General features: G+C 63.8%; 31 protein-coding genes. 22 read left to right on the top strand and 9 right to left on the bottom strand.

What is annotated here, in order from left to right:
- Positions 1-7: 7 nt before the first annotated feature.
- The 5 genes from BMF35_RS06885 (at position 8) to BMF35_RS06905 (ending at position 4,330) form a co-directional block, all read left to right on the top strand.
- Positions 8-880 carry a cytochrome c oxidase subunit 3 gene (locus BMF35_RS06885; protein ID WP_047007452.1) on the top strand — a complete coding sequence of 291 codons (873 nt, stop codon included), beginning with the start codon at positions 8-10 and terminating at the stop codon, positions 878-880.
- 81 nt (positions 881-961) lie between these two features.
- Complete coding sequence (locus BMF35_RS06890; protein ID WP_047007453.1) at positions 962-1,591, top strand: SURF1 family cytochrome oxidase biogenesis protein; 630 nt, start codon at positions 962-964, stop codon at positions 1,589-1,591.
- A 65-nt stretch (positions 1,592-1,656) separates the two neighbouring features.
- Positions 1,657-3,057, top strand: a complete 1,401-nt coding sequence (thrC, locus tag BMF35_RS06895) for a threonine synthase (RefSeq protein ID WP_047007454.1) — start codon at positions 1,657-1,659, stop codon at positions 3,055-3,057.
- Positions 3,057-3,953: a class I SAM-dependent methyltransferase gene (locus tag BMF35_RS06900; RefSeq protein WP_047007455.1), complete on the top strand. Its 897-nt coding sequence runs from the start codon at positions 3,057-3,059 to the stop codon at positions 3,951-3,953. Before thrC ends, BMF35_RS06900 begins: the two co-directional genes overlap by 1 nt.
- Positions 3,950-4,330 carry a SecDF P1 head subdomain-containing protein gene (locus BMF35_RS06905; protein WP_047007456.1) on the top strand — a complete coding sequence of 127 codons (381 nt, stop codon included), beginning with the start codon at positions 3,950-3,952 and terminating at the stop codon, positions 4,328-4,330. Before BMF35_RS06900 ends, BMF35_RS06905 begins: the two co-directional genes overlap by 4 nt.
- A 6-nt stretch (positions 4,331-4,336) precedes the next feature.
- Here the strand turns inward: BMF35_RS06905 and BMF35_RS06910 are convergent, their stop codons facing one another.
- Positions 4,337-5,146: a DUF1499 domain-containing protein gene (locus tag BMF35_RS06910; RefSeq protein WP_052766112.1), complete on the bottom strand. Its 810-nt coding sequence runs from the start codon at positions 5,144-5,146 to the stop codon at positions 4,337-4,339.
- Positions 5,147-5,266: 120 nt separating this feature from the next.
- Between BMF35_RS06910 and BMF35_RS06915 the strand changes: the two genes are divergently transcribed.
- The 6 genes from BMF35_RS06915 (at position 5,267) to BMF35_RS06940 (ending at position 8,129) form a co-directional block, all read left to right on the top strand.
- A complete protein-coding gene (locus tag BMF35_RS06915) occupies positions 5,267-5,635 on the top strand; it encodes a dihydroneopterin aldolase (RefSeq protein WP_047007715.1) in 369 nt (122 codons plus the stop codon).
- The gene (locus tag BMF35_RS06920; protein WP_047007457.1) at positions 5,635-5,949 is read left to right on the top strand and encodes a Rossmann fold domain-containing protein; all 315 of its coding nucleotides are present in this window, start codon (positions 5,635-5,637) and stop codon (positions 5,947-5,949) included. Before BMF35_RS06915 ends, BMF35_RS06920 begins: the two co-directional genes overlap by 1 nt.
- Positions 5,946-6,947, top strand: a complete 1,002-nt coding sequence (gene moaA / locus BMF35_RS06925) for a GTP 3',8-cyclase MoaA (protein WP_047007458.1) — start codon at positions 5,946-5,948, stop codon at positions 6,945-6,947. Before BMF35_RS06920 ends, moaA begins: the two co-directional genes overlap by 4 nt.
- Complete coding sequence (locus tag BMF35_RS06930) at positions 6,944-7,189, top strand: MoaD/ThiS family protein (RefSeq protein WP_236781490.1); 246 nt, start codon at positions 6,944-6,946, stop codon at positions 7,187-7,189. Before moaA ends, BMF35_RS06930 begins: the two co-directional genes overlap by 4 nt.
- Position 7,190: 1 nt before the next feature.
- A complete protein-coding gene (locus tag BMF35_RS06935) occupies positions 7,191-7,640 on the top strand; it encodes a molybdenum cofactor biosynthesis protein MoaE (protein ID WP_047007459.1) in 450 nt (149 codons plus the stop codon).
- 66 nt (positions 7,641-7,706) lie between these two features.
- Positions 7,707-8,129, top strand: a complete 423-nt coding sequence (locus BMF35_RS06940) for a hypothetical protein (RefSeq protein ID WP_047007460.1) — start codon at positions 7,707-7,709, stop codon at positions 8,127-8,129.
- Positions 8,130-8,144: 15 nt separating this feature from the next.
- Here the strand turns inward: BMF35_RS06940 and BMF35_RS06945 are convergent, their stop codons facing one another.
- Together BMF35_RS06945 and BMF35_RS06950 are read right to left on the bottom strand one after the other, a co-directional pair.
- On the bottom strand, positions 8,145-8,828 hold the full coding sequence (locus BMF35_RS06945) for a Crp/Fnr family transcriptional regulator (RefSeq protein WP_047007461.1): 684 nt from the start codon (positions 8,826-8,828) through the stop codon (positions 8,145-8,147).
- Positions 8,825-9,325 (bottom strand): hypothetical protein, encoded by a 501-nt coding sequence (locus BMF35_RS06950; RefSeq protein ID WP_052766113.1) that lies wholly within the window; start codon positions 9,323-9,325, stop codon positions 8,825-8,827. Before BMF35_RS06950 ends, BMF35_RS06945 begins: the two co-directional genes overlap by 4 nt.
- Positions 9,326-9,533: 208 nt before the next feature.
- On the opposite strand from BMF35_RS06950, the gene rplU reads away from it, so the two are divergent.
- The 3 genes from rplU (at position 9,534) to BMF35_RS06965 (ending at position 11,036) form a co-directional block, all read left to right on the top strand.
- Positions 9,534-10,049 (top strand): 50S ribosomal protein L21, encoded by a 516-nt coding sequence (gene rplU / locus BMF35_RS06955; protein WP_047007462.1) that lies wholly within the window; start codon positions 9,534-9,536, stop codon positions 10,047-10,049.
- Between the two features lie 36 nt (positions 10,050-10,085).
- Positions 10,086-10,355 carry a 50S ribosomal protein L27 gene (gene rpmA, locus BMF35_RS06960; RefSeq protein WP_047007463.1) on the top strand — a complete coding sequence of 90 codons (270 nt, stop codon included), beginning with the start codon at positions 10,086-10,088 and terminating at the stop codon, positions 10,353-10,355.
- Positions 10,356-10,526: 171 nt separating this feature from the next.
- Positions 10,527-11,036, top strand: coding sequence for a GNAT family N-acetyltransferase (locus tag BMF35_RS06965; RefSeq protein ID WP_047007464.1), 510 nt, complete (start codon positions 10,527-10,529; stop codon positions 11,034-11,036).
- A 72-nt stretch (positions 11,037-11,108) separates the two neighbouring features.
- Here BMF35_RS06965 and BMF35_RS06970 read toward each other — a convergent pair whose 3' ends face one another.
- Positions 11,109-11,969: a metal-dependent hydrolase gene (locus tag BMF35_RS06970; protein WP_047007465.1), complete on the bottom strand. Its 861-nt coding sequence runs from the start codon at positions 11,967-11,969 to the stop codon at positions 11,109-11,111.
- A gap of 94 nt (positions 11,970-12,063) precedes the next feature.
- On the opposite strand from BMF35_RS06970, the gene BMF35_RS06975 reads away from it, so the two are divergent.
- On the top strand, positions 12,064-12,660 hold the full coding sequence (locus BMF35_RS06975) for a TetR/AcrR family transcriptional regulator (RefSeq protein ID WP_047007466.1): 597 nt from the start codon (positions 12,064-12,066) through the stop codon (positions 12,658-12,660).
- Here BMF35_RS06975 and ygfZ read toward each other — a convergent pair.
- Positions 12,657-13,433 carry a CAF17-like 4Fe-4S cluster assembly/insertion protein YgfZ gene (gene ygfZ, locus BMF35_RS06980; protein WP_047007718.1) on the bottom strand — a complete coding sequence of 259 codons (777 nt, stop codon included), beginning with the start codon at positions 13,431-13,433 and terminating at the stop codon, positions 12,657-12,659. The genes BMF35_RS06975 and ygfZ overlap by 4 nt on opposite strands.
- Positions 13,434-13,470: 37 nt before the next feature.
- On the opposite strand from ygfZ, the gene BMF35_RS06985 reads away from it, so the two are divergent.
- Positions 13,471-14,313 carry a patatin-like phospholipase family protein gene (locus BMF35_RS06985; RefSeq protein WP_047007467.1) on the top strand — a complete coding sequence of 281 codons (843 nt, stop codon included), beginning with the start codon at positions 13,471-13,473 and terminating at the stop codon, positions 14,311-14,313.
- A gap of 10 nt (positions 14,314-14,323) precedes the next feature.
- On the top strand, positions 14,324-15,361 hold the full coding sequence (gene pyrC / locus BMF35_RS06990) for a dihydroorotase (protein ID WP_047007468.1): 1,038 nt from the start codon (positions 14,324-14,326) through the stop codon (positions 15,359-15,361).
- Here the strand turns inward: pyrC and rarD are convergent.
- The 3 genes from rarD to BMF35_RS07005 all read right to left on the bottom strand — a co-directional run bounded on the left by rarD (position 15,358) and on the right by BMF35_RS07005 (position 19,387).
- A complete protein-coding gene (gene rarD / locus BMF35_RS06995; RefSeq protein WP_047007469.1) occupies positions 15,358-16,251 on the bottom strand; it encodes an EamA family transporter RarD in 894 nt (297 codons plus the stop codon). The two genes, pyrC and rarD, sit on opposite strands and share 4 nt — an antisense overlap.
- 236 nt (positions 16,252-16,487) lie before the next feature.
- The gene (gene astD / locus BMF35_RS07000) at positions 16,488-17,933 is read right to left on the bottom strand and encodes a succinylglutamate-semialdehyde dehydrogenase (RefSeq protein ID WP_047007470.1); all 1,446 of its coding nucleotides are present in this window, start codon (positions 17,931-17,933) and stop codon (positions 16,488-16,490) included.
- Between the two features lie 59 nt (positions 17,934-17,992).
- Positions 17,993-19,387, bottom strand: a complete 1,395-nt coding sequence (locus BMF35_RS07005; protein ID WP_047007471.1) for a protein adenylyltransferase SelO family protein — start codon at positions 19,385-19,387, stop codon at positions 17,993-17,995.
- Positions 19,388-19,455: 68 nt separating this feature from the next.
- On the opposite strand from BMF35_RS07005, the gene BMF35_RS07010 reads away from it, so the two are divergent.
- From BMF35_RS07010 to BMF35_RS07030, 5 genes are all read left to right on the top strand, one after another.
- Positions 19,456-20,334 (top strand): alpha/beta fold hydrolase, encoded by an 879-nt coding sequence (locus BMF35_RS07010; RefSeq protein ID WP_047007472.1) that lies wholly within the window; start codon positions 19,456-19,458, stop codon positions 20,332-20,334.
- Positions 20,331-21,470 carry a glycosyltransferase gene (locus BMF35_RS07015; protein WP_047007473.1) on the top strand — a complete coding sequence of 380 codons (1,140 nt, stop codon included), beginning with the start codon at positions 20,331-20,333 and terminating at the stop codon, positions 21,468-21,470. Before BMF35_RS07010 ends, BMF35_RS07015 begins: the two co-directional genes overlap by 4 nt.
- Before the next feature lie 136 nt (positions 21,471-21,606).
- Positions 21,607-22,395, top strand: coding sequence for a tetratricopeptide repeat protein (locus BMF35_RS07020; RefSeq protein ID WP_052766114.1), 789 nt, complete (start codon positions 21,607-21,609; stop codon positions 22,393-22,395).
- Between the two features lie 9 nt (positions 22,396-22,404).
- A complete protein-coding gene (locus BMF35_RS07025; RefSeq protein WP_047007474.1) occupies positions 22,405-23,763 on the top strand; it encodes a PQQ-like beta-propeller repeat protein in 1,359 nt (452 codons plus the stop codon).
- Between the two features lie 94 nt (positions 23,764-23,857).
- A complete protein-coding gene (locus BMF35_RS07030) occupies positions 23,858-25,231 on the top strand; it encodes a methyltransferase family protein (RefSeq protein WP_047007475.1) in 1,374 nt (457 codons plus the stop codon).
- Positions 25,232-25,370: 139 nt separating this feature from the next.
- Here BMF35_RS07030 and ubiA read toward each other — a convergent pair whose 3' ends face one another.
- Entirely contained in the window at positions 25,371-26,300 is a 930-nt protein-coding gene (gene ubiA / locus BMF35_RS07035; RefSeq protein WP_047007476.1) for a 4-hydroxybenzoate octaprenyltransferase, read from the bottom strand.
- Between the last annotated feature and the right edge of the window lie 34 nt (positions 26,301-26,334).

Here is a 26,334-nt window from a genome sequence, read left to right on the forward strand (position 1 = left end):
GAGAATCATGGCAGGTGCCAAGAACCACGACTTTCACATCCTAGCCCCCGACATCTGGCCGATCGTCGGTGCGTTCTCCGCGCTGATCTTCACCAGCGGCATGGTGCTGATGATGCACGATGACTATTTCGGCGATGCCTGGCGCATCGTGCTGGGTCTGGGAATTGCCGGCCTGATCGCCACCTTCTGGGGCTGGTTCGCCAAGGTCGTGAACGAGGCCGAAGGCGGCGATCATACACCCGTCGTGCAGCTGCACATGCGTTACGGCATGATCCTGTTCATCGCGTCCGAAGTCATGTTCTTCGTCGGCTGGTTCTGGGCTTGGTTCGATTTCGCGCTGTTCCCCGCGCCGCTGGAAATGGTGGACGAAGGCATCTGGCAGAACCTGATCGGCCAGGAAGGCGCGGCTGCGCTGGTGCAGTTCCCGCCGGACGGCATCGAAGTGCTGCCGGCTTTTGAGCTTCCCCTGCTCAATACGCTGATCCTGCTGTGCTCCGGCACTACGGTGACCTATGCGCACCACTCCCTGATCAATGGCGACCGTGAAGGTCTGAAGAAGGGCCTGTGGTACACCATCGCGCTTGGCGTGCTGTTTACCGCCATCCAGGCTTACGAATACAGCCACGCGGCCTTCGGCTTCGGCGGCAACACCTATTCCAGCGCCTTTTATATGGCGACCGGTTTCCACGGCTTCCACGTCCTGGTCGGCACGATCTTCCTGATCGTGTGCCTCGCGCGCACCTATAAGGGCCACTTCACACCGCGCCAGCACTTCGGCTTCGAAGCGGCGGCTTGGTACTGGCACTTCGTCGACGTGGTGTGGCTGTTCCTCTTCGTGACCGTTTACGTCTGGGGCGGCTGGGGCGCGACCGTTCACTAGGTTCGTGACGAAAATCGCAGATTTTTCGAAGGGGCGGCCCGCACTCAGCGCGGTCGCCCTTTCCTTTGTCGAGGATAGGTCATGAGCGCGCGCCGCATCCCGATTATCGCCACGATCATCGTGGTCGCCGCGGCGGCGGTCATGGTGGTTCTTGGCTTCTGGCAGCTGGATCGCCGGGAAGAGAAGGCGGCGCAGATCGCGCAATACGCCGTCGCAGCGGACCTGCCGACGATAGAGCGTTTTCCCGATGCGGCGCTGTTTCGCGATCCTTCGCGTTTCGAGAGCCTGCTTTTCCGGACCGTGCGGATGGACTGCAGCAATGCGCGGCGATGGCGCGGCGTGGCGGGGCGCAGCGAAAATGGCCATTCCGGTTATGCGCACAGATACCTCTGCCAGCAATCGCCCTTCGGCATGAATGGCGAGCCCGACCCGGACAGCCCCGATATCCATGCCACTATAGGCTGGTCGCGCGGGCCGCAGGAGCCCGAATGGTCGGGCGACGTCGTGATCGGCGTTCTCGCCCCTGCGGGCGATGATTACGAGGTGGTTCTGACCCAGCCGCAAGCTGGGTTGGAGGCGCTGGCTCGCCCCGATCCGGGCGACCTGCCTAATAACCATCTCGCCTATGCCGGGCAGTGGTTCTTCTTCGCGCTGACATCGCTTGTCATCTACTGGCTCGCCCTGCGCCGCCGCTGGCGCGACCAAGGCTGACTGCGCGCTCGCGAAACACTGCTTTCTTGCGAGGTCCGGCGCGCCAAGCTACCCGCCGGAATGCTATGCGATACATCTCCACCCGCGCCGATGCACCGCAACTCGATTTTGAAGGCGTAACGCTGGCAGGCCTTGCCAGCGATGGCGGACTGTATCTGCCCGAAGAATGGCCAAGTTTTTCCGGGTTCGAGATCCAGCAAATGTCCGGCCTGACCTATGTCGAGCTGGCAGTGCGGGTGATGACACCTTTCGTCGAGGGCAGCCTGTCCGAGAGCGAACTGCACGACCTGTGCGAGAAAGCCTATGGTCGTTTCGCCCACCGCGCCGTTACCCCGCTTGTGCAGCTCGACCACCAGCATCACCTGCTGGAGCTGTTTCATGGTCCGACGCTCGCCTTCAAGGACGTGGCGCTGCAATTGCTCGGCGGCCTGTTCGAGCATTTCCTTTCTAAAACCGATGACCACCTGACCATCGTCGGCGCGACCAGCGGCGATACCGGCAGCGCCGCGATCGACGGCGTGGCGGGGCGCGAGCGGATCGATATTTTCATGCTGCACCCAGAGGGCCGCGTCAGTGAGGTGCAGCGACGCCAGATGACCACGGTCCACGCGGACAATGTGCACAACATCGCGATCAAGGGCAGCTTCGACGACGCGCAGGCCATGGTGAAGCGCATGTTCGTCGATCCCGATATGACCGGCGATTATCGCATCGGCGCGGTCAATTCGATCAACTGGGCCCGGCTGATGGCGCAGGTCGTGTATTACTTTGCCGCCGCGCTGCAATTGGGCGCGCCCAGCCGCAAGGTCGCCTTCAGCGTACCGACGGGCAATTTCGGCGACGTGTTTGCAGGCTATGTCGCGGCGAAAATGGGCCTGCCGATAGAGCGGCTGATCGTGGCGACGAATGTCAACGATATTATCCACCGCGCGCTCTCGACCGGCGACTATTCGGCGGGCGATGTCACGCCGACGCAATCACCCAGCATGGATATCCAGGTCAGCTCCAATTTCGAGCGACTGCTCTTCGATCTGGGCGGACGCGATGGTGCTGCCATCGCCGCGCAGATGCGAGGCTTCGAAGCGGAGCGGAGCATGCATCTCACCAACGCGCAGCGGGAGGGAGCGAGCGCACTCTTCGCTTCGGAAAGGGTGGACGAAGACGCGACTGCCGAGGCAATGGCGTGGGCGAAGGCGGAATGCGGCGAAGTGCTCGATCCGCACACCGCCATCGGCCTTGCCGCAGCGCGCAAGGCGGGCGTGGGGCCGGGCATCCCGGTGGTGACGCTGGCGACGGCGCATCCCGCGAAGTTTCCCGATGCGGTAGAAGCGGCAACCGGGATCCGGCCAGAGCTGCCGGAGAGGGTGGGCGACCTGTTCGAGCGGGAGGAGCGCTACACGGCTTTGCCGGGGGATTACGAGGCCGTGCGTGACTTCATCCGCGAGCATGCTACGCGGAGCGCCTGATGGCGAAACTGGTGCGCGAACCCGTGGTGATGGAAGGCGAGGGCTGGGACGGCTATCGCCTGCTGGATAGCGGCCATGGTCGCAAGCTTGAAAGCTTCGGTCCGCATCGCTTCATCCGTCCCGAACCGCAGGCCATGTGGACCCCGCGCCACGGCGGCGATGGCTGGCAGGCCGATAGCGAATTCATTCCGGGCTCGGACGAGGATGGCGGCGGTCGCTGGACGCCCGCCCCGCATTTGCCCGAAGGCGGCTGGCCCGTAAGCTGGGACGATGTGAGCTTCACCGCGCAGCCTACGCCGTTTCGTCACCTCGCCTTCTTCCCCGACATGGCGCCGGTGTGGAACTGGATGCGCGAGCAGTTGGCAGGCCGCGAGGATGCGGAGACGCTGAACCTCTTCGGCTATACCGGCGTCGGCTCGCTCGCCCTGTCGCGCCACGGCCGCGTGACGCATGTCGATGCGAGCAAGAAATCGGTTGCGCAGGCGCGGGAGAACGCCGTGCTTTCCGGAATGGAGGACCGCCCCATTCGCTGGCTGGTGGACGATGCCGCCAAGTTCACCGCGCGTGAGGTGCGACGTGGCAATCGCTATGACGGCATCATCCTCGATCCGCCGAAATTCGGTCGCGGCCCCAAAAACGAGACGTGGCGGCTGGAGGAAGGTCTGCCCGACCTCATCCGCGATTGCCGCCAACTGCTCGATGGCAACAGCCGCTTCCTGTTCCTCACCGTCTACGCCGTGCGCATGAGCAGCCTCGCCATCGCCGGACTGGTGGAGGAAGTGTTCGCCGACCTGCCTGGCACCATCGAACATGGCGATCTCGCCATCCGCGAAGAAGGCGAAAACGGCCGCCTTCTCCCCACGGCGATTTTCGCGCGGTGGAGTGCTAAGGGATGATGCGCGTCATTGCAGCAGCATTGCTGAGCCTGCCACTCGCAACGCCGACTCACGGGCAGGAGTCAGACCAAGATGCGCGCTTCGGCTCGCTTCGCCTGTGCGCCGATACCGTGACTGATGCGCGTATCGAACAGGACGAAGCTTCCGGTCAGATGCTCCTGCTGCTGACATTCTCGCCCGAAGCGGCGGCGAAAGTTGCCGAGATGACCACAGCGGCCATCGGAGACGTTATTGTTCTGCGCTTGGCCGACGAAATCATTTCCGAACCGAGGGTCTACGAGCCGATACTTGGAGGCGAGTTGCAGGTTTGGGGCACAGAAATCGAAACGATGGAGCGCTTGCTGCCGGCGGTAAGGGAAGCCTGCCCGGCTGCCTGACGCCTCCTATTCGGCCGTCTGCAACTCCGCCATGAAGCTACGGATGCGGTCGGCATTATAGCCCAGATCGCTGCCGCCCACCTGGCTGACCGAGCGCATGTCCACCCGCGTGCTGCCATCGGCGATGGCGGTCGCTTCCACCAGCACATCGTCCTTGAAGCGGATGAAGCCTGCATAGGCGACGGCTTCCAGACGGCCCGCTTCGGGATCGAATTCGACAATGTCCCAGCCTCGCTCTTCGGCGATGGCGCGGGCATCGGCGATCACCAGTTCGGGCAGCTTGTCGATGATGACCGGGCCGAGCGTCGGATAGCCCTCGCGGTGCGCGGATTTCCAAGCTTCCTCGCTGCCTTCGAACTGGTCGAGATTGTCCTCGCGCAGCGTGATGGCGCTGAATTGCGGCGGATCGTCGATATCGGTGGTCACATCATGCAGGAAAGGCGCGCTCTGCGCAGGGCGCAGCACCATGACGTAGAAAATGCCGACCATCGCGAGGCCCACCACCAGCGCGCCTGCGGAGCGGCGACGGCCGCGGCTTTTCAGGATGTATGCCAGCAACAAGCCGACCAGGCCTATCACCGCCGATGCCCCGGCGATGTAAGTCGCGTAGACATACCATTGGAAGCCGGTCAGCTTGCCGATCACGCCGTAGCGCGCGAGGGTCAGCATGATGAGCGCGATGGCGACGGCCAGAAGCGCTCCGCCCAGTGCAAAGGCGCCGATATAGAAGCTGGCGGTGCGCTTTTTCGCAGCCGTGTCGCCAGTCGCGGTCGCAGTCGGGGTTGCGGTGGTCTCGGTCGTCGTCGGCTCGCTCATCGCGGCTCTCCTGTGAAATTCGCTGTGCCAGCCATGGCGGCGGGCGGCTATCCGGTCAATGGCGCAAGGCGAGGCGCGGCTTGGCTTGCCATGCGGAGCGAGCGCGGTATTGCATGCACCATGGCCGACAGCCTCCATCTCGAACTCGCCGATTTCGTGCATGACGTGCACACCGGCATCTATTCGGAAGAAACCGGCAAGCCGCAGCCGCTGCGCTTCACCGTGCGGGCGAAACTGAAGGCGCTAGATCGCTACGATCCCGATACGCCGCTGGAGCAGTCCAAGAATTACATGGATTTGAAATTCGCTTGCTCCGAAGCGCTCGGCACGCGGCATTACAAGCTGATAGAAGCGGTGGCGGACCATGTTTGCGAGACGCTGTTCCTGCAGGACGAGCGGCTGGAAGAGATCAGCGTCAAGATCGTGAAGCTGGCTCTGTCAGAGGCGGATGAGCAGATCGGCATCACGCTGGTGAGGGAACGGCGCTGATGGCGCTGGTGCGCATCGTAGCCCGCGACCTGCCCGATACGCCGCTCGATGCCGCCGCCGCTTTCCATTCGCGCATCGTGCCGCAAGTGCGCCGCCAGTCCGGCGCCGATATAGCCGTGCTGCTCGACCATGCAGACCATGCTCATGACAGCTGGCGCAAAGCCGCCATCGAGGAGCTTGCGCGCGAGGCTGCGCCGTGCCGCCTCAACGCCGTGATAGGGCCCGATGGCGAGGCTTGCGATGCGGTATGCGCCTTCCTCGATAGCGCGCCCGGTGTAACCGCGCAGCTCTTTACGACGGATGACGCGGCATGAGCTGCCAGCGCCCCCTGATCGACGCCTTTGATCGCCGCATCACCTATCTGCGCCTTTCAGTGACGGATCGCTGCGACCTGCGATGCGCCTATTGCATGCCCGAGCGCATGCAGTTCTTGCCGAAGAAAGAGGTCCTGAGCCTCGAAGAGCTGTATCGTCTCTCGCTTGCCTTCGTCGAGCGGGGCGTGACCAAAATCCGCCTGACCGGCGGCGAGCCGCTGGTGCGCCGCGACATGATCGATCTGGTACGCGCGCTGGGCCGCAGGCTGGGAGACGGTCTGGACGAGCTGACTCTTACGACCAACGGCACCCGGCTGGCGGAGTTTGCCGGGCCGCTGTTCGAAGCAGGCGTGCGGCGCGTGAATGTCAGTCTGGATACGCTCGACAGTGAACGGTTCGAAACGCTTTCGCGGCGCGACCGGCTGGACGATGTGATGCATGGCATCGCGGAGGCGCAGCGCGTGGGGCTTTCTGTCAAAATCAACACTGTCGGATTGAAGGGCATCAACGATGTCGAAATTCCGGCACTCGTCGAGTGGGCGCACGGTGCGGGCCACGACATGACGCTGATCGAGGTCATGCCGCTGGGTGAAGTGGATGGCGAGCGCGTGGACCACTATCTGCCGCTGACCGAGGTGCGAGAGCAGCTGGAGCAGCGCTTCACCCTGACTGACAGCACATATCGTACCGGCGGGCCTGCGCGCTATGTGCGCGTGGAGGAAACGGGCGGGCGGCTGGGCTTCATTACCCCGCTAACCAACAATTTCTGCGCCAGCTGCAACCGCATCCGCGTGACCGCGACGGGCCAGCTTTATGCCTGCCTCGGCGGCGCGGAAAAGGTGGACCTGCGCGCCGCCATGCGCTCCGATGCGCCGGAGGAGAACCTCGCCGCCGCGCTGGACGAGGCGATGCGGATCAAGCCCGAACGCCACACTTTCCGCATCGCGCCCGGCGAAGCACCGGCGCAGCCGCGGCATATGTCGATGACGGGCGGATGATGGCGATTACCATCGTCTTTCTCGGCAAACTTGCGGACCATGCGGGCGAGCCATCGCGCGAAGTGCCCGCTCCGCTCGATTGGGCACAACTGCTTGCCAGTCTCGAACCCGATCTGGCCCAGGCCGTGACTGCCGATACGGTGCGGATTGCTGTGAACGGCACCTTGCTGGCCGACAAAACCGCCCTCGACGCGAAAGACGGTGCGGAGATCGCGCTGCTGCCGCCCGTCAGCGGCGGCTGACATGGCGCGCGACATTGCCCTGTTGGAGAAAGGCTTCTCAGCCGGAAAGACGCTGGGCCTGTTCGCCAAGGCGCATCCGGAGGCGGGCGCGATTGCCAGTTTCGTCGGCAAGGTGCGGCCCGATGGCGACGTGAAAGTCCTCCACCTCACCCATTACGCACCGCTCACACTGCCTGGCATGGAAACCCTTGCCGAGGCGGCGAGCGAGCGCTGGCCGCTCGATGGCCTGCTAATGCATCACCGCATCGGCCATATGCGCCCTGGGGCGCCCATCGTCCTGGTCGCTGCTGCCGCCGCGCACCGCCGCGCCGCCTTCGATGCGGTCGATTTCTGCATGGACCACCTCAAGGCGCGCAGCTGGTTCTGGAAACGCGAGAAGCGCTCCGATGGCTGGCACTGGATCGAACCGCACGCCGACGATTACGCGCATATGGAAAATTGGGACGTTTGATCCAGATCAAGGCGGCATCGCGCGATTCGGCCTAATCCTTCTCTCACAGGAAGAAGGAGACCGGCCATGGCCGAGCGTATTACCAAAGAGCAGATTATCGAATTCGCCGATGTTGTGGAGGCTCCGCGCCCCGCGCATGAGGTGGACCGCACGTTCGAATTGCCGACCGGCCTCTACGCCGCGACCGTCGGGATTTTTCTCGCCTATATCGCCCTGATGGCGACCGGCTTCAGCCACCCGGAAATGATTCTGCCGACCGCCATCTTCGTGCTGTTCGTGGTCGCCGGCTTCGGCGTCCCTGCCATCTGGACGCGGCTCAACCCGGCCACGCGCAGCAAGGCGATCACATGGGGCCGCTTCCGGCAGGATGGCATCATGACCGGCAGCGGCCACAGCACGGCAGGTGCCGCCACGGTGCAGGTGCTGATCCTGCCTATCCTTATCTTCCTGTGGGGAGTGGCGGTGGTCACCATCGCCGCACTGGTCTGAAAACCGAACAACGGATCAGACCAGATCCTCCAGACGCGCGGGGTCGACCAGTTCGATCCCGCGCGTTCCGTTGCGCCTGATCGTGCCCTCGCGTTCCAGCGTGGTGATGGCGCGGCTGACGGTTTCGATGGTGAGGCCGAGCATGCTGGCCATCTCGCCGCGCGTGATCGGCAGCTCGAAAGTCCGCGCCGGATGGCAGGGCGATGTGCTGGCAGCCTGCGCCAATGCCAGCAACAGGCCGCCTACCTGGTCTTGCGCGCTGCGGCCCGAGCCGAGGCTGAGCAGCATGCGCGAGCGGTGCAGGTCTTCCTGCGAACGGCGGAGCAAAGCGCGCAAGAGTTCGGGATGCCGTTCCAGCGCGGCTTCCATATCGGCCTTTGCGAATATGCATAGGCGGGACTTGGTGAGGGCCACGACATCGTGCGAAGTGAAGGGCGAGAACATTTCGCCGATAAAGCCCGAGGGATGAATCAGCGCGAGAATGCGTTCATGCCCGTCGGCATCGTGACTGGTGACTTTCAGCGCGCCCGTCAGCAGCGTGGCGCACACAGTATCGGCCTCGCCAGCCGCGAAAAGCACCTCACCGCGGGAGAGTTCTCGTGTGCGTCCCGCGCGCGCCAGCTTTTCGCGGTCTTCTTCGGAAAGCACGGCGCAGGCCGCGCTGTCGCGCACCGGGCAGGTGGCGCATTCCAGCGTCATTGCGCCAGATTGGCGAGCAGAGCTTCGATTACGGCGTTCTGCTCGACCACCTGTGCATCCACTTCGTTGCGAGCCGCATCGATCGGCGCCACGGCCACTGCGTCGGTCATGGCGGCGACATACAGCCGGTCGAGATCGGCCAGCGCGATCATCGCTTCGCTGCGGCTGCTTTCCAGCCCGGCAATGGCGACTTGCGCGACGCTCCACGCCTCGCTGCCGCGCGCTGCGCCCGATGCGCGCTGGGCGCGGGTGCGGGCGGCGGGGACGGCTTCGGTAAATTCGGCATGGGCGGCCCGCGCACGGGCCAGCAGGCTGTCGATATCGGCGACTGCTTCGGGCGTAAGAGCAGGCGGTTCGGGCGGCGGGGCCGGTTCAAACGTGCCGTTAAGCCGCTCCACATCGCGAATGGCAAGAGAGGGGTACTCTCCCTCAGGCGCAGCGCACGCGCCCAGCATGGCGATCAGCGCGAGTGGAGCGAGGCGATTGGCTTGCATCATCGTGCCTCTTCCCTACCTTTGCCCAGCAGGGCTTTCCAGAGTGCTTTTTGGTCGCGATTTCGCCAAGCTTGCGGTTGACAGCCCCAAGAGCTTGGCCTAACGGCAGCGCTCTTTCCGGTGCCCTGTGGGCGCCTTTTTTGTCGTTGCCTCGAATCGGCTGCTGTCGGGACGAGGGGTAAAGACACCAGAAGAAACGGATTTGAGCACCATGTTCGCAGTAGTGCGCACGGGCGGCAAGCAGTATCGCGTCGCCGAAGGAGACAAGATCGCAGTCGAGAAGCTGGCGGGTGAAGCCGGTGACTCGGTCACGCTGGGCGATGTTTTGCTGGCCGGTGACGGCGGCGACATGGCCGATGCCGCCAAGGTAACGGTTTCGGCCGAGATCATCGCGCAGGCGAAGAGCGAGAAGGTGACGGTTTTCAAGAAGCGTCGCCGTCATAATTATCGCCGCAAGAACGGCCACCGCCAGCAGATGACCCTGCTGCGCATCACGGCCGTGGGCGAAGGCAAGAAGGCGCCGGCCAAGAAGGCTGCTGCCAAGAAGGACGAGACCGAAGCCAAGGCTGCTCCCAAGAAGGAAGCTGCCGAGAAGAAGGCTCCGGCCAAAAAGCCTGCCGAAAAGAAGGCCGCTCCCAAGAAGGAAGCTGCTGAGAAGAAACCCGCCGCCAAGAAGGCCGCGCCCAAGAAGGTCGCTGCCACCAAGAAGTCGGCTGACAAGAAGTAAGACCGCAATTGCGGCACGAATACGGAGCAAGACACAATGGCACATAAAAAAGCTGGTGGTTCATCGCGTAACGGTCGCGACTCAGCCGGTCGTCGCCTTGGTGTGAAGAAGTTCGGCGGTCAGCACGTGATCGGCGGCAACATTATCATGCGTCAGCGTGGCACGAAGGTCTATCCAGGCGTCAATGTCGGCATTGGCAAGGACCACACGCTGTTCTCGCTCGTCGAAGGCGTCGTGCGCTTTCACGATGGCAAGCTTGGCCGCAAATATGTGTCAGTCGATGCCATGGCAGAAGCAGCCGAATAACCGGATGAACCGATAAAGGGGCTCATCCACCGGGATGGCCCCTTCCGGACCTCACAAGAGAACCGGAAAATTGGAAGGAGATGGGGCCGCCCCGTCTCCTTTTTTGATTCTCCTTCTGTTCTGTTCGGCGGCCCACTGGAGGCGGGCTCCCGTTCGAAGGGGAGAGAGACGATGTTCATACGTACCGATCGGCTGTTCCTGCGGCCTGCCTGGAGCGAGGATGCTGCAGCGATACTGGACGGCATTGCCGAGCGCGAAATCGTTCGCAACCTGGCCCGCGCACCGTGGCCCTACGAAATGGACGATGCGCGTGCCTTCGCAAGTATCGCACAGGACCCGCGCGTGCCGCATTTCCTCATCCATCTTCCCGATGCGGGCGTTATCGGCTCGGTCGGCTTCGGCTTGGATGGCGAGGATGTGGAGATCGGATACTGGATCGCCCGTGCCTATTGGGGGCAGGGTATTGCAACCGAAGCGGGGCGCGGCCTGCTCGCCATCGGGCGCATGCTCGGCCACACCCGCCTCGTCGCCGGCCATTTCGCGGACAATCCTGCATCGGGCGCGGTCTTGCGAAAACTGGGTTTTCGCGCCACGGGCTCGGTCGTGATGCGCCACAGCCTCGCGCGTGGAGGTGACGCTCCGCTGGTGCAGTATGCCTGCTCTCTGACAGAGGAACGCTGATCTTTCGAGCTGTCGTGCGCCGCCTGATACGGGTGGCGCGCCATTTCTCTCAGAAGGCGATGCGAATAGCGCCTATTCGGCAGGTATGGCCGCCAGGTTGGCATCCTGAAAGGGGCTATCGTATTTGGCGATCAGCGCGCGGTCGTCATGGTCCCAAGGGTGGAAGCCGGGCCGGAAATAGCTGAGCCATGCCGGAAAGATTCGCCGCAGCAGGCCCGGTTTGCCCGTGAGATACGCGAATAGCTGCCAGCGCGCGCGCCAGCCGGTCAGCCCGTCCTGCGCCATCAGTTCCAGCGAATCGCGCACGCGGTTGCTGATAAACCGCTTGCTGGTGCGCAGCATGACGAGGCAGCGCACGAGGTATCGCTTGCGGTCCGACCAGTTGCGCGTCGCGTGCAGCCAGGTGTCGAAAGCGACGCCTTTGTGCTCGATCTCTTCCACGGCATGCCAGCGCCACAATTCCGGATCGCCAATGCCATCGGAGGTAAGACTGTCGGGCTCGGACAGGAAACGATGCGCGATAATGGCGGTGAAATGCTCCAGCGCCATGGTGACGGCCAGCTGCACCATTGGCGGCTTTGCCAGCGCCTCGTCCACGAGGGCGGCGATGCGGGCATCGACGATGCGCGTGTCATAGCCAGCCTCGCGCGCCAGCTTGTTGAAAGCAAGGTGCTCGCGGCTGTGGTTGACTTCCTGCTGGATGAAAGCGCGGATTTCCCGCTGCAAGCGGGCAGGCGCATCGTCGCGGAAATGCTTCACCGCGGCGATGAACATCGCTTCGCCGCGCGGGAAAGAGGAGGACAGTGCGAGAAACCAGGCGGCGGCCACCGGATCGTGACCCTTTTGCCGCGTGGTGTCGCGACCGAAGCGATAGTCGCGCACGGTGATAGGCACGTCGTGCGGGCTTGCTTTGCGATGGCTGTTTGCAGACATGATCGCTTTCCGAATAGAACGTCCCAATAGACCGTCTTTGTCGAAGCGTATGTGAATGAAACTTACATCACTGTCAATAAGGAAACCGTGACAGGTGGCCACGAGAAAACGTCTCAGTCCCGAAGAAAGCCGCGCACAGGCGCTGGAAGCCGCGCGCCAATTGCTGATCGAGGCGGGGCCGCAGGCTGTCACGTTGAAAGCCGTGGCCGGGCGCATCGGGCGCACTCATGCAAATCTGCTGCATCATTTCGGTAGCGCCGCGGGCCTGCAGAAAGAGCTGGGCAAGCACCTCGGCCAGACCGTGTGCGATACCATCGCCGATGCCGTGCGCGCAACGCGGGCGGGAATCGGCAGCGTACGCGAAGTGGTGGACCTGACATTCGATGCTTTCGGCCCCGAAGGCGGCGGCGCGCTGGCGAGCTGGATGCTCGCCTCGGGCAATGAGGATGCGCTCGATCCCATCGTGGAAGCGGTGCACCGCGTGGTGCACGATCTTGCGCCTGAAGAGGCCGCGCATGGCGACAATCCGCGCATGCACGAAACCACGTTTACGCTTGTGCTGCTGGCCATGGGCGATGCCCTGCTGGGCGAGCAGCTGGCCGATTCGCTACAAGTGCGCCGCTCCGTTGCGCGCGACCGGGCCGAGGCGATGATGCGCGCAGCCTTTGAGGCGCACGGCTTCGCGGTTTAACCGCTCTCGGAAAGGTCCAGCCAGTCCGGCGCGAGCTCGTCCGGAATATCCGCCACGCGCAGGTGATCGATGGCCAGGCCGAGATCGTCATGCGCAGCCTTGCGGCGCTTTTCTTCCGATCGGTCCATTGGCACGACGATGAGCCGGCGATTGACCTTCTGCCGCCAATTCATCCGCGCCGTATTCTCCTGCCCGATATAGCACCCTTTGGTGAAGCTGACGCCGTTCAGCTCCACCGCATTGGTTTCCAGCCAGAGGATGTCGCCCAGCTCGTTGCGCCCCTCAGGCACGCCGAGCGAAAGACGATGCGCGCGGTAGGCATCGTCGATGGAGATGTCGTCTGACTGGGGAATGTCGATCCAACGATGCCCTAAGTCCTTCAGGCGGGGGTCTAGAGATACAAGCGTTGCGGGCGTCAAAGGCACCCATCTGTTCGGCAAATATCCGTTTGGTAACGCCTCCCGACTCCAAAAAACGCAACGCCTTTCGTCCACGCCGATATCGATGGCGCGGCGCAGACGGTAGAGCGAGAGGCGCTTGGCCAGCTCCTCCGCCAGCTCGGCCTCGCAATCCAGCAGCACGTCGCGGCCGTCATGCCACACCAGCATGTCGAACATGGTCTTGCCCTGCGCCGTCAGCAACGCGGCATAGAAGGGTGTCTCGCCCGCCACATCGTTGGTCAGCAGGCCTTGCAGGAAGGCGGCGGCATCCTCTTGTTCGTCGCGGGGAGATACGCGAACCACGGCGCGATTGGTGAGTTGTCCTGAAACCATGGGTGACAGATAGTCACCGCCGCCCGTAAGGAAAGACATGTCAGACGATTGGGCACCGCCCTTCCACTTCGAGCAGCTGGTTTTCGCAGGCGGCGGCATTCGCTGTTTCTGGCATGGCGGCTTTCTGGCCGTGGCGGGCAATGCGCTGCAAATGCAACCGAAACGCATCAGCTGCGTATCGGGCGGTGCGCTGTCTTCCGCTGCATGGATCGCACGGCGCGACCATAAGCTACGCCGCGTGATGGGCGAAGCCTTTGCGGGCAACGATTCGAATGTCGATGCCGATAAATCCAACTTCACGCCGCATCAGGAGATGTACCGGGCGGTGGTGGAGGAAACGCTCGATGCCGAAGCGATAGACGCTATTGCAGACGGTCCGGATTTTCAGGTCGTGCTGGGTCTGCCGCCGCAATGGGTGCCGCCGCGCATCTATGTGATGCTGTCGGGCGCGGCCTATTTTGCCGAGAAGAAGGTCCACTCTCATCCACATCTGCGCTGGCCGCGCGCTGTCGGGCTGCAACCCTTGCGCGTCGATGCGCGGCAGGCGGCGCGCGACGGCACGCTGGTGGATCTGATCTGCGCAGCGGCCACGATCCCGCCGGTGTTCGATGTTCCTGAATGGAACGGCAAGCGTGTGCTGGATGGCGGCATGTGTGACAAGGCGCCGCCGCCAGAGCCCGATGAAGGCCGCACGCTCTTCCTGATGACCAGCCTATATGACGACCTGCCGCAGAACGATCGACGCTTCTACATTCAGCCCAGCGAAGAAGTGCCTGCAGACAAGATCGATTTCAGCGAACGGTCCAAGGTCGATGAGACTTGGGACCAGGGCGAGCGCGACGCGCGAAGCTGGCTGGAAAGGCGCGGGCTGGCGGGCTAGGGCGCTCGGCATGAGCGAATCCATCACCATCCGCCGCCCTGATGACTGGCATGTCCACCTGCGTGACGGGGCCATGCTGGAAGCGGTCGTGCCTTACACCGCGCGCCAGTTCGCCCGTGCGATCGTGATGCCCAATCTCACCCCGCCCGTCACGACGGTGGCTGCGGCGCAGGCCTATCGCGAGCGGATCAGGGCGGCCGTGCCCGACGGTATGACCTTCGAACCGCTGATGACATGCTACCTCACCGACAACACCGACCCGGAAGAATTGCGGCGCGGCTTCGAGCAGGGCGTGTTTACCGCGGCCAAGCTCTATCCCGCAGGCGCGACGACCAATTCCGATAGCGGCGTGACCGATGTCACGAATATTCGCCAGGCCCTGGAGGCGATGGCCGGGATCGGCATGCCGCTATGCGTGCATGGCGAAGTGACGAGCGACGACATCGATATTTTCGACCGCGAGGCCGTGTTCATCGAGCACATCCTCGCGCCGCTGCTGGACGATCTGCCGCAGCTCAAGGTGATATTCGAGCATATCACCACCAGCGAAGCGGTGGCTTTCGTCGAGCGCGCGGGAGAGCGCGTCGCTGCCACGATCACGCCGCAGCACCTGCATATCAACCGCAATGCCATGCTGGTGGGCGGCATACGTCCGCATGCCTATTGCTTGCCCGTCGCCAAGCGCGAGGCGCACCGGCTGGAACTGCGCCGCGCCGCGACGAGCGGATCGCCCAAATTCTTCCTCGGCACCGATAGCGCCCCGCATGAGCGCCACGCCAAGGAAAGCGCCTGCGGCTGCGCGGGCATTTTCAACGCGCCCTTCGCGCTGGAGAGCTACCTCGCGGTGTTCGAGGAAGAGGGCGCTCTGGAGCATTTCGAGGGCTTCGCCTCGCTCCACGGTCCCGCTTTCTACAATCTGCCGGTGAATGAAGAGACCGTGACGCTGGAACGGCGCGCCCATGATGTGATGGACCGGATCGAGATCGCCGACACAGAGCTGGTGCCTTTCCACGCGGGGCAATCGCTCGATTGGCGTTTTGCCGGTTAGGCCGGTTTGCGCCGCGCATTGCGGATCATGTCCCAGCTGAACAGCGCGATGCCTGCCCAGATCAGGATGAAGCAGACCAGCTGCACCCTCTGCAATTCCTCGCCGAACACGGTGAGGCCGAGCACGAAAATCATGCTGGGCGCGAGGAATTGCAGCACGCCCGACACCGTATAGGGCAGGTTGCGCGCGGCATTGGCGAAGAGCAACAGCGGCGTGGCGGTCACGAAGCCTGCGCCGATAATCGCCAGCGTTTCGACCGTGTCGCGCCCGAAGGCGACGCCATCGGTTGCCGCGACCCAGCCGAGATAGCCTGCGACCAGCGGCAGCAGGATGGTCGCCTCGATCGTCAACCCGGTCAACGGACCGGCGGCGACCGTCTTTCGCAGCAAACCGTAAAAGCCGAAAGTCAGCGCAAGGCTGAGTGAGACCCAAAGGGTGGTGAGTGCACCGGTCGACAGCACGCCCACGCCGATGCCTGCCAGCACGACGGCCACGGTCTGTGCGCGCGATAGCCGCTCTTTCAGAAAGACCAGCCCCATTACCATCATCAGCAGCGGCAGGATGTAATAGCCGAGGCTGGCGGCGTAGATGTAGTTCTCCTGGATCGCCCAGATATAGATCCACCAGTTCAGCCCGATCAGCGCCGATGTGGCGAAAAGCGTCACCATCGCCTTGCCGTTGGACAGGATGGCGCGCAGCTCTGCCGACTGCTTCAGCATGGCAACCAGCGCGAGGCAGATCGGCAGGGTGAAAAGCGTACGCCACGCCACGAATTCCAGCGGCGGCACATCGTCGACCAGGATCAGGTAGAGCGGCAGCGTGCCCCAGATCGCATGGGTCGCTAGGCCGCAGGCAAGCGCTTGGCGCGTCGTAAGGGTGCGGGTGGGCATTGTGTGCGGGCGACAGCGGCTCAATGAATGACAGGCAGCAAGCATAGTTGCTGCGCGTTCAGGAATGCCGCGCTATAAGCTCCTCACGCTTGAAACATAGCGTATTCTTGAATTTACGAGATCGGTGCCATCTTCCCTGTTGGATGCACCGGATGCGCGGCTCTCTGGGTCGTGTTATGGGGGTCGCGCCAAGGCGTCCGGACTTAGCGGTTCGGACGCCTTGAACTTCTATGGCCCTAGCGATCCTTGAACCCGACGCCCACGCTGGCGCGCGGCTGCTCCAATTCCGTGCTGGTGACGGGGTAGGCGCAGTAATCCGCTGCGTAGAAAGCGGCTGGGCGATGATTGCCGGAGAGGCCGATGCCGCCGAACGGCGCGGCGCTGCTGGCGCCATTGGTCGGGCGGTTCCAGTTGACGATGCCTGCGCGGATATTCGCCCAGAAGCGGTTATACTGCTTGGGATCGCCGCCGATCAGCGAGGCAGACAGGCCGAAGCGCGTATTGTTCGCCTCTGCGATGGCGGCATCGAAGTCGTCCACCCGCACCACCTGCAGGATCGGCCCGAAGAGCTCCACATCGGGGCGCTCTGCCATATTGGTCGTGTCGATGATGGAGGGCGAGAGGAAAGGCAGGTCGCCATGCGGGCGGCGCAAATGCTTGATCGCCTTGCCGCCATTGGAAAGCAGATACAGGAAGCTCTCGGTCAGCTGGTCGGCGGTCTGGTTGTCGATTACCGGGCCCATGAAGGGCGCAGGGTCGGCAAAGGGCTCGTCCACCAGCAGGCGGTCCGTCAGCTTGGTCACCGCTTCCAGCGCCGCATCGTACATGCTGGATTTCACGATCAGGCGGCGACCCGCGGTGCAGCGCTGGCCCGCGGTGGTGAAGGCCGACTGGATGATGAGCGCGGCGGCATCCTCCAGCTTGGGCGTATCCCACAGCACGATGGGGTTGTTGCCGCCCATTTCCAGCGCGACCATCTTGCCCGGATTGCTGGCGAGCTTGCGGTTGATGGCGATGCCGACCTGCGCACTCCCGGTAAACAGCACGCCGTCCACATCCGCATGGGCGACCAGCGCCTTGCCTTCGTCAGGCCCGCCGATCAGGCACTGCACCACATCCTGCGGGATGCCGGCCTTGTGGAAGAAGCTCAGCAGCCTCTCGCCGACGGCGGGCGTCTTCTCGGAAGGCTTCAGGATGATCGCATTGCCCGCAATCAGCGCGGGCACGATGTGGCCATTGGGCAGGTGCGCGGGGAAATTGTAGGGGCCGAGAACGGCCATTACGCCATGCGGTTTGTGGCGCAATGCGGCAGAGCCTTGCAGCGCGCTGTCGAGCTTGCGCTGGCCGGTGCGCTCCGCATAGGCGGTGATGCTGATGTCGACTTTGGCCATCACGGCCTCGACCTCGGTGCGCGCTTCCCATAGCGGCTTGCCCGTCTCGCGCGAGATCAGCTGCGCGAACTCGTCCTGCTCGGCCCTCACTTCATTGACGAAACGGCGCACCAGCTCGATGCGCTTGGCCAGCGGTTCGGCGGCCCAGCCGGGCCAGGCCTTGCGCGCCCGGGCGACGTATTCATCGACGTTTCCATGCCGCTGGCGCCACAATTCCGCGCCCGTTGCAGGTTCGTAGGAGATGAGTTCGGCTGTGTCTGACAAGGCGTCCCGATCCGCGTTAATGTTCATTTTGAGCGCTACTTAGTGGCTCTAGTCCCGCAGCGCAAAGCGATGGCTAAATCTTGTGGTTAAGTTGCCGGAAAGACGGGCGGCTCGCCCAGTGCATCGCCCAAGCGGCGAAGCCTTGCGACCTTGTCGTAAAGCGGCTCCCAGTCATCGCGCTGGTCGATGGCGGACCAGATGGTTTCCACCTCGTCGATCAGCATGGATTCGGCGTGCCCTTCCGCCCAGTAATCGTGGCTGCTGCCCGTCGGTGCATAACCTCCCAGCGCTTCTGCCAGATTGCCCTCCGCCGCGCGCCCGCCGCGGTGCCGGTAGAAGAATTCGTCCGGCCCGATGCGCTGGCTGGTCATGGTCCGCTCTGCCGCATTGATGAGCGCCACGTCGCGCTCCTGCCCCTGCTGCTCGACGCCCAGCCGCCAGCAAAAGTGCCGCGCCATGGCCTGCTCGTAGAGGTCGGGAAAACGCTCCAGCGCAGCGATCAGCGGCGGGGCCTCAACCAGCGGGCGAAGGGCGATGGCGAACTGGCCGAGGTTCCAGCGGATCGCCTCTGGCTGGCGGCCGAAGGCGTATAACCCCTGATGGTCGAAATAGGCGGCGGTGAAGCCGGGCTGCCATTGCGGCAGCCAGCGCCACGGCCCGTAATCGAAGCTCTCGCCGGTGATGTTCATATTGTCGGTATTGAGCACGCCGTGGACGAAGCCTGCGACCATGTAGCTGGCGGCAAGCTCGGCAAGGCGCTCCGTCACCTGATGCATCAATTGCACGGCAGGCTCATCACGCCCCGGCGCATCTTCCGGCGGCGGAGGACCGGGATAGACGCGCAGCGCATACTCGACCAACCGCGCAAGCTCGGCCTCCTGCTCCAGCGCCATGAGCCGCTGGAAACTGCCGATGCGGATATGGCCATGGCTGAGGCGCACCATCACGGCGGATCGGGTGGGGGAAGGCTCGTCCCCGCGCTCCAGCGCTTCGCCCGTTTCGATCACGGACAGCGTCTTGCTGGTATTCACACCCAAGGCTTCCAGCATCTCGGTGGCGAGGATCTCGCGCACCGCGCCTTTCAGCGTCAGCCGCCCGTCGCCCGCGCGGCTCCAAGGCGTCGTGCCGCTTCCTTTGGTGCCGCAATCGAGCAGGCGGCCATCGCCATCCCGCATCTGCGCAAACAGGAAACCCCGCCCGTCGCCGAGGTCCGGGTTGTACACGCGGAACTGGTGGCCATGATAGCGCAGCGCCAACGGCTGCGGCAGGTTGTCGGGCAGAGGTGCGAAGCGCCCGAAATGGCGCACCCAGTCATCATCGCCCAGCATGTCGAGGCCGACGGTCTTGTCCCACCGGTCATTGCGAAAGCGCAACCGCGTCTCGGGGAAGTCTGCCGCTTCCACCGGATCGGCGAGGAAATCGGTCACCGCCTCGATCTGCGGATCGGGCGTGTATTCATGGGATTGCGGTTCGGCGCGCATATAGCCATTAGTGGCCCCTCCACCGGCCCGCTTCAAGGCGGGCATAGGGCCAAGGGGCATACCGGATCTTGAGCGACGCAGCTTTTACTGACGGATACTGGCAGAGCGATGACGGGCTGCGCCTGCATTATCGCGATTATGCAGGGCGAGACGACCGTCCGCCCATCCTGTGCATCCCCGGCCTCACCCGCAATGCCCGCGATTTCGAGCCTGTGGCGGAGGCCTTTGCCGGCGAATGGCGCGTGATATGCGTGGACCTCCGGGGCCGGGGCGAGAGCGATTATGCCAAGGATTCGGCCAGCTACACCCCAACGCAATATGTGCAGGACATTATCGCCTTGCTGGATCAGGCGCAGCTCGACAGGGTGGTGGCTCTTGGCACGTCGCTTGGCGGCATCGTCACCATGCTGCTTTCCATGAGCCATGCAGACCGCCTGGCGGGCGCGATCATCAACGATATCGGTCCGCATATCGACGATGCGGGCCTTTCGCGCATTATGGATTATGTCGGGCAGGGCCGGTCCTATCCCACGTGGATGCATGCCGCATGGGCGATGAAGGAAAGCTCTGCCGATATCTATCCGGACTATCAAACGGCGGACTGGCTGGGCTTTGCCAAGAAAGTGATGTGCGTATCGGGCAGCGGGCGCATCACGCTGGATTACGACATGAAAATCGCAGAGCCCTTCGCTGCGCCGCCACCGCAGCCTTCGGTCGATATGTGGGCCGCGCTCAAATCGCTAGAAGGCCGTCCGCTGCTGGCGCTGCGCGGGGAGCTGTCCGATATCCTGTCGGACGTTACCTTCCACCGGATGGAGCGCGAGGTCGAGGGGCTGGAAACCGTGACCGTGCCGGGCGTCGGCCACGCACCCACGCTGGAAGAACCGGTCGCGCTTGAAGCCATTGCGCGCCTGCTGGGCAAGGTCAGCGGGAAGGTTGCCGCATGAGCGCGACGCCAAAAATCCTCCACCTGCATTCCACTTTCGATCCCGGCGGCAAGGAGCTTCGCACCGTCCGCCTCATCAATGAGTGGGGTAAGGAAGTCGACCACGCCATCGTGTCGGGCGACCTCGAAAAGCGCGGCGCGGCGGCCATGCTGGGCAAGAAGGCGAAAGTCAGCTGGCCGAAATTCCCGTCGCTGCAGGGCAAGCCCACGCCGGGGCGCCTCGCCAAGCTGGGAAAGGCGATGGCGGGCTACAACCTGATCTGCACCTATAATTGGGGCGCAATCGACGCAGTGATGGCGCACACGATCTTTGCCGATACCTACAAGCTGCCGCCGCTGGTGCATCACGAGGATGGCTTCAACGAGGACGAGGCGACGCGCCTGAAGAAGCGGCGCAACTGGTATCGCAAGATCGCGCTTGGCCGCACGGCGGCACTGGTCGTGCCGTCGGCCAAGCTGGAGGATATCGCGCTCAATGTGTGGGACCAGCCGCGCACCCGCGTGCGACATATTCCCAATGGCATCGACACGCGCGCCTATGCCGCGCCGCCCAAGCGCGACATCCTGCCCCGCCTCATCAAGCACAAGGACGAGTTCTGGATCGGCTCGCTGGCGGGCCTGCGCCCGGTCAAGCAGCTGGAACAGCTGGTGCGCGCTATGGAGAGCCTGCCTGCCGAATGGCAGCTGGTAATCGCGGGCGAGGGGCCGGAGCGCGACAGGCTGCTGGCCGAGGCGGAAAAGATCGGCGTGGAAGACAGGGTGCACCTGCCCGGCTTCGTGCCGCAGCCGCAAAAGCTGGTCGGCCTGTTCGATATATTCGCGCTTTCGAGCCAGTCGGAGCAATTCCCCATTTCCGTGGTGGAAGCGATGTCTGCCGGCCTGCCCGTCGCAGCGCCGCGCGTGGGCGATATCGGCTCCATGGTCTCCAGCGAAAACGGGCCGTTTTTGGTGGATGCGGGCGATGAGAAGGCGCTTGCTGCATCGCTTGCGAAGCTTGCCGCAGACCCCGCGGGGCGCAAACGCATCGGGCAGGCCAACCGGCAGAAGGCGCGCGACGAATTCGACGAGCGCAAGATGATAGAGCGATACCGCGCCCTGTATTGGGGATTGATGCAGAAATACCCGAAAAAGGGTTGAGGCGCCGCGCAGGCGGCAGCGCCTTGGCTTCATGGGCCGTTCACCCTTACGGGGACAGGCTCCAACCCCTGATTGAAATGCGCCCAAGCCTTGCTAAAGCGCAGTCCGACCGTTCCATACACAGCGAAACAGATACGTGGCCAAACTCCCCGACATCGTCGTCAATTCCAACAAGCCGAAATCCAAAGAGCGCGATGTGGAGCAGGAAATGCTTATGCGCGAAGTGGACGAGGCCGTGCGGCAGGACGATGTCAGCGGCTTCGCCAAGAAATATGGCCTGCCGCTCGGCATCGGCGTGTTCCTGATAATCGCAGCCTTCGGCGCATACCTGTTCTTCGATGGTCGGAGCGAAGCTGAACTGGAAGACCGCTCGGTAGAGCTGGTGCAGGCGATGGACCAATTGGAAGCCGGCAATATCGACCAGGCCGACTCGCAGCTCGCCGCCCTGATGGAAGGCGAAGGCGGCGTTGCTGCCATGGCGCGGATGCAGCGCGCTGGTATCGCCTTGGAACAGGGCCGCACGGCAGACGCCGTCGCGCTGTATGACGAGGTGGCAAACGATGGCGAACTGCCGGCCGAATTGCGCGATATCGCTGCCATTCGCAGCGTTTCCGCCAATTACGACAATATGACGCCTGCCGATGTAATCGCGCGCCTCGGGCCGATCGCGGTGGCGGACAACGCCTTTTACGGCAGCGCGGCCGAACTCGTCGCCCATGCCTATCTCACCCAGGGCGAGACCGATCAGGCAGGTGCCATGTTCGGTGAAATCGCCCGCAACGATGAAGTCCCGCTCCCCATTCGCGACCGTGCCCGTGCGCAGGCCGGTGTGCTGGGCGTGGACGCCATCGACGATGTCGACGCCGCCCTTGCGGAAATTACCGGCGAAGAGCTGGAAGAACCCTCGGTCGAGCTGGTCGAATAGGATAAGAGAATGAACACCATGACCAATCTTCGCCGAGTTGCGAAAATCTGCGCCCTTCCCGCGCTCGCCCTCGCCCTTGCAGGCTGTGCTGGCGGACTTTTCGGCGGTGGCGGCGACGATGACGACGATACGCCGACAGTCGGCAACCGCGTGCCAATCCTCTCGCGCATCGCGACCGAGATCACCGCCGATCCGCTGCTGGCGGACACCGCCGTGATCGTTCCGACTGCGCAGACCAACACCAGTTGGCCGCAAGCCGGTGGCAACGCGGCGAAGGTGGCAGGGCATGTGACGCTGGCTGCAGCGCCCAGCCGCATCTGGACCGCATCGGTCGCAGGCACCACCAATACGCGCCGCCTGGCCGCCGCGCCGGTGGTGGCCGACAATACGCTGTTCGTGACCGATAGCGACGCCGTGATCCACGCCTTCGACGCCAATACCGGCGCGCGGCGTTGGCGTCACCAGATCGACGTGTCGGGCGATCTCGAAGATGCGACATTCGGCGGCGGTTCGACCTATTCCAACGGCCGCATCTACGCCACCAATGGCGTGGGCGACGTGGTGGCGCTGGATGCCGCGACTGGCGCGCAGCTGTGGCGTGTGAAGCCCGCAGGCCCGCTGCGCGGTTCGCCGACCGTGGCTTTCAACGCCGTGTTCGTGATGACGCAGAACAACCAGATCTACGCGCTCAATGCGGAAGATGGTTCGGTCAACTGGCAGCGCAGTGCAGCCAGCGGGCAGGCAGGCGTGTTCGGCGTTGCCGCCCCCGCCGCAGGCCAGGGTACGGTGATCGCGGGCTTCAGCTCGGGCGAGCTGGTGGCCTATCGCTACGAAAACGGCCGCGAATTGTGGTCCGATGCGCTGGCGCGCACCTCCATCAGCACATCGGTCGGCACGCTGACCGATGTGGATGCCGATCCGATCATCGACCAGGGCCGCGTCTACGCGCTGGGGCAGGGCGGGCGCATGGCTGCCTATGAGTTGCTCACCGGACAGCGCATCTGGGAATTGACGCTGGCGGGCATTTCCACCCCCACCGTGGTTGGCGAGTGGGTCTTTACCCTCACCGATGAGGCGCAGATCCTCGCCATCCAGCGCAATACCGGGCGCATCCGCTGGATGACCCAGCTGGAGCGCTGGCGCGATGCCGAGGACCGTGAAGGCCCGATTTTCTGGACCGGCCCGGTGCTCGCCAATGGTCGCCTGTGGATCGCCAGCAGCCGCGGCTACGTGAAGTCGGTCGACGTGATGACCGGCACGGTGAGCGATTTTACCCGTCTTGACGATGGCGTGTCGCTGCCGCCGATCGTGGCCAACAATACGCTCTACATCTTCGACGATTCGGGCCAGATTCACGCCTTCCGTTAAGCACGGGTCGCCTTCTCCGATAGATTGTCCGATAACGGGACAGCGCCGCCGGCGATTACCGACGCTTTAACCCTTCGCGCCTAGTGCAGGCGCGATGAATGCGCATAGCCAGATCGACGCGCCCGTGGCGGCCGAGAAGCCGCCCGCCAGCGACGTTTCCGCGTGGGTGGGCCTTGTCGGCCTTGTCACGCTGCTTGTCTGCATCCTGTTCGCGCGCAGCTGGCCCGATATCTCGCAAATCCTGGGCTGGGATACCTCACGCGGACGGCTTTCCGGCCCGCACGCCGCGCTCGCCGCCATGGCGGTGACAGGCCTTGCGATGGCCGCATGGAGCGTGCTGGTGGACAAGGTCCACCGCAGCACCAGCACCGGTATCGACTGGACCCGCCGCCGCGCGGTGTCCGACGTGCTGGACATTTCCATCACCAAGCTCGCCGGGCTGTGGGCGACATGGTTCATCATCGGCGGCATCTACATCCTCGCGCGCTGGTATTGGGAGGGCAACTACGTCTTCGCGATGCGCGTGATCGGCGCGGCGGCGATCCCGATGTTCCTGCTATCCGTGCCCTATGTCGTCTGGCTGGACCGCGTCATGGTGAACCCGCGCGACCATTGCTGGCATTTCGGCGCCATGCTTGTGGGGCGAGAGGCGTGGGACGCTGAGCAGGTGAAAAAGCACTGGCGCGCCTGGATCATCAAGGGCTTTTTCAGCGCCTTCATGATCTCCATCATCCCGGCAGGCTTTGCTGCCGTGGTCGAGACCGACATTGCCGATATCCTCGGCAATCCGGTGCGCCTGGGCGTTTTCCTGTTCGAGATATTGTTCGTGATCGACGTGCAGATCGGCACGGTGGGTTACCTCCTCACCCTGCGTCCGCTCGACGCGCACATTCGCAGCGGCAACCCGTTCCTGGCCGGATGGGTCGCGGCGCTGCTGTGCTATCCGCCCTTTGCCTATGCCATCATGGGGCAGGGCGGCGTGCTGCAATATGAGTATGACACGGCCGACTGGGCCTACTGGTTCGCTGGCAACGATCCGCTGCTGTATCTGTGGGCGGCATGGCTCGTATTCCTGACCGCGATCTACGCCTGGGCGACGGTTGCCTTCGGCATCCGCTTCTCCAACCTCACCTATCGCGGTGTCATCACCCACGGGCCCTACCGCTACACGCGCCACCCGGCGTACCTGTCAAAGAACATCTTCTGGTGGTGCTGCTACATGCCTTTTCTCGTCACCAGCGATTCCACGCTGGACGCGGTGCGCAACACCGTCTTCATCGCCGCCGTCAGCGCGATCTATTACTGGCGCGCGCGCACCGAAGAGGCGCACCTGCTCGCCGAAGACCCGAAATATCGCCAATATTACGACTGGATGGCGGAAAACGGCGTCATTACCGCGCGATTGGCGCGAGTGGTGCGCTGGGCGAACCCGCGCAAGGGCCAGCCCTTGGTGCAGCCGGCGGAGTGACAGGCGCGCCCATCCTCTTCAGAGGAGGGGCAGCGAAACTTGATAGTCCTGAGCTTGTCGAAGGGCTGCCTAGTTGCCGCGGGGTGGTGCTGTCGCACCATCAACCGCCCCCAACCCCCTCCTTTGAAAAGGATGGGGCTCAAGTCACCCCGCTATTCCCAACCACGAAACATGCCGCCGCCATCAGCGCGCCCGCCACAGCGTTGCTGCGAAACCGCTCCAGCGGATTGCCCGGATCATCCACATCCAGCGTCGCCACCTGCCACAGCAAATGCCCCGCCACCGGTAGCAGCGCCAAGAGCGCAATCCAGTCTGCGCGCAGCAGCCAGAAGGCGAGCGCCCACAGCGCCAGCGCGCCTGCATAGAATAGCGCCACGCCGCTTTTCACGCGCCCGCCGAGCCGCAAGGCGGAGGATTTGATGCCCACCAGTGCGTCGTCCTCACGGTCTTGCAGGGCATAGATCGTGTCATAGCCGATGCACCACAGCGCGCTGCCCGCATACAGCGCCAGCATCACGTCCAGATGGTCGCCACGCAGCGCCAGCCAGCCCACGAGCACGCCCCAGTTGAACACCATGCCGAGCCAGACCTGCGGCCACCACGTGATGCGCTTCATGAACGGATAGGCCGCCACCAGCGCCAGACTGGCGAGCGCCACCGTCTGTGCTTCCCAGCGCGGCAGCATAAGCAACACGATCAGCCCGACCAGCGAGAGCGCCACCAGCCAGATCCACGCCGCCCGCTTGCTCACCCGCCCGCTGGCGACGGGGCGCGCGGCGGTACGCGCCACCTGCCTGTCGAGATCTGCATCGACGATATCGTTGAACACGCAGCCCGCCCCGCGCATGGCGATGCTGCCCAGCAGCAGCCAGCCGAGCAGCTGCCATTGAAAGCCCGCGCCCGTCAGCCACACCCCGAACACACAAGGCCAGAACAACAGCCACCAGCCGATGGGCCGGTCGAAGCGCGCGAGCAGCGCGTAATCGCGCAAAGGCTGCGGCAGGCGCTCTGCCAGCGAGCGATGCTGGCTGTCGGGCGTGACGGTCGGAGATTGCGGCGGCTGGCTCATCGCACTTGCCTGTTAGCTGCGCTTGGTCCACCTG

Source organism: Aurantiacibacter gangjinensis, from assembly GCF_001886695.1.
GTDB lineage: Bacteria > Pseudomonadota > Alphaproteobacteria > Sphingomonadales > Sphingomonadaceae > Alteraurantiacibacter > Alteraurantiacibacter gangjinensis.